This is a genomic window from Chryseobacterium sp. 2TAF14 (genome assembly GCF_052115105.1).
Taxonomy (GTDB): Bacteria; Bacteroidota; Bacteroidia; order Flavobacteriales; family Weeksellaceae; genus Chryseobacterium.
The window spans coordinates 1-1,418 of record NZ_JBFRGA010000317.1 but is presented as its reverse complement, the minus strand read 5'-3'; the positions used below and the strand labels follow the sequence as shown (position 1 = coordinate 1,418).

General features: G+C 40.1%; 1 protein-coding gene. It reads right to left on the bottom strand.

Annotated elements, in window-relative coordinates; genetic code table 11:
* Window positions 1-1,418, bottom strand: a 1,418-nt coding sequence (locus AB4Y90_RS17875) for a polyribonucleotide nucleotidyltransferase (RefSeq protein WP_441558912.1), incomplete at both ends; no start/stop codon positions are given.

Here is a 1,418-nt window from a genome sequence, read left to right as displayed (position 1 = left end):
CGGTCATCATAACCCATAAATTTCACCTCAACTTCGTCACCTTCTTTGTAAGGAACTTTGTCAAGTCTTGCCCACTCGATTTCAGAGWTGTGAAGCAATCCTTCAGTACCTTTAGCGATCGCTACGAAAGCTCCGAAATCCATTACTTTCACTACTTTACCTTGGTAAACTTCGCCTACAACCGGTACGAAAGTAATTTCGTTGATCTTCGCAATCGCCTCATTGATCTTTTCTCTGCTGACACCGGAAATTTCGATTCTTCCGATTTCTCCAATTTCTTCAATGGCAATAACGGTATCGGTATCTTTCTGCATCTGCTGAATGATTTTTCCACCAGGTCCGATTACAGCACCGATGAAATCTTTAGGAATTTCCATCATTACCATCTTCGGAGCGTGAGGTTTCACATCTTCTCTTGGAGCAGCAATAGTTTCAGTGATTTTATTTAAAATATGAAGTCTTCCGTCTTTAGCCTGTAAAAGTGCTTTCTCCATAATATCCATAGAAAGACCCTGAATCTTAATATCCATCTGACAAGCAGTGATTCCGTCTGCAGTTCCTGTTACTTTAAAATCCATATCACCTAAGTGATCTTCATCTCCTAAGATATCAGAAAGTACAGTGTATTTCCCTGTTTTCACGTCAGTTACCAATCCCATTGCAATACCGGAAACTGGTTTTGTGATCTGAATACCTGCATCCATCAAAGCCAAAGTTCCTGCACAAACTGTCGCCATTGAAGACGAACCGTTTGATTCTAAAATATCAGAAACGATACGGATGGTGTAAGGATTTTCTTCCGGGATCATATTTGCCAAAGCTCTTTGAGCTAAGTTTCCGTGACCAACTTCTCTTCTTGAAGTTCCTCTTAAAGGTCTTGCTTCACCTGTTGAGAATGGCGGGAAGTTATAATGAAGGAAAAATCTTTCGTCATAATTTACCATTACGCTGTCTACCATATTTGCATCTTTCACAGAACCTAAAGTTACAGCTGTAAGAGACTGAGTTTCACCTCTTGTGAAGATGGCAGAACCGTGCGCTCCCGGTAAATAATCGATTTCRCTCCAAATCGGGCGGATCGTTTGAGGATCACGACCATCAAGACGGATTTTGTCATTCAAAATCATCTGACGCATCGCTTCTTTTTCCACATCGTGGTAATATACTTTTGCGAAAGGAGTTACTCTTTCCAGTTCTTCAGGATTATCAACATACTGAGCAAGGAATTCATCAAGAAGAGCTTTAAATTTCTCGTGTCTTTCTTCTTTTCCTGAAGGTGTTTTTGCTACTTCGTATACTTTATCATAAGTTTCTTTCCACACTTTTTCACGGATGGCTTCATCGTGATTTTCGTGGTTATATTCTCTTTTAGGGAATGATTTTCCAACTTTCGCTGCTAATCTTTCCTGAGCTTCTAC